Consider the following 1,131-nt stretch of genomic DNA (forward strand, 5'->3'; position numbering starts at 1 on the left):
ATCCGTTGCGGGAGTTGGTCACGGCTTCCGATCCGATGCCGTTGCTGGTGGAGCGCGAACGCGCGCTGTACGGCTCGTGGTACGAGTTCTTCCCCCGCTCGGAGGGCACCGCCGAGGAGCCGCACGGCACCTTCCGCACGGCCGCGCGCCGGCTGAAGCCGATCGCGGACATGGGCTTCGACGTCGTCTACCTCCCGCCGATCCACCCCATCGGCACCACCTTCCGCAAGGGCCGCAACAACACCCTCAACCCCGGCCCGGACGACGTCGGCGTGCCCTGGGCGATCGGCTCCCCCGAGGGCGGCCACGACACCGTCCACCCCGCGCTGGGCACCATCGAGGACTTCGACCTCTTCGTCGCCGAGGCGAACAAGCTGGGCCTGGAGATCGCCCTGGACTTCGCGTTGCAGTGCTCCCCCGACCATCCCTGGGTCCACAAGCACCCCGAGTGGTTCCACCACCGCCCGGACGGGAGCATCGCCTACGCCGAGAACCCGCCGAAGAAGTACCAGGACATCTACCCCATCGCGTTCGACGCCGACATGGACGGCCTGGTCGCCGAAACCGTGCGGGTGCTGCGGCACTGGATGGAGCACGGGGTGCGGATCTTCCGCGTGGACAACCCGCACACCAAGCCGGTGGTGTTCTGGGAGCGGGTCATCGCCGAGGTCAACCGCCGCGACCCGGACGTGATCTTCCTGGCGGAGGCGTTCACCCGCCCGGCGATGATGCACACCCTCGCCCAGATCGGTTTCCAGCAGTCGTACACGTACTTCACCTGGCGCAACACCAAGCAGGAGCTCACCGAGTACCTGACCGAGCTGTCGGGTGAGGCGGCGGCCTGGATGCGGCCGAACTTCTTCGCCAACACCCCCGACATCCTGCACGCCTACCTCCAGCACGGCGGACGCCCCGCCTTCGAGATCCGCGCCGTGCTCGCCGCCACCCTCTCCCCGACGTGGGGCATCTACTCGGGCTACGAACTGTGCGAGAACACCCCGCTCAGGGAGGGCAGCGAGGAGTACCTGGACTCGGAGAAGTACCAGCTCAAGCCCCGCGACTGGGAGGCCGCCGCACGCGAGGGGCGGACCATCGCACCGCTCATCACCCGGCTCAACACCATCCGACGGC

At 68.5% G+C, this 1,131-nt stretch carries 1 pseudogene; it reads left to right on the forward strand.

The features are described from left to right. Positions 1 to 1,131, forward strand: a pseudogene (locus tag C3492_RS43805) (alpha-amylase family glycosyl hydrolase); the annotation flags it as partial.

The sequence above is a fragment of the Streptomyces sp. Ru62 genome (assembly GCF_002920615.1).
Taxonomy (GTDB): domain Bacteria; phylum Actinomycetota; class Actinomycetes; order Streptomycetales; family Streptomycetaceae; genus Streptomyces.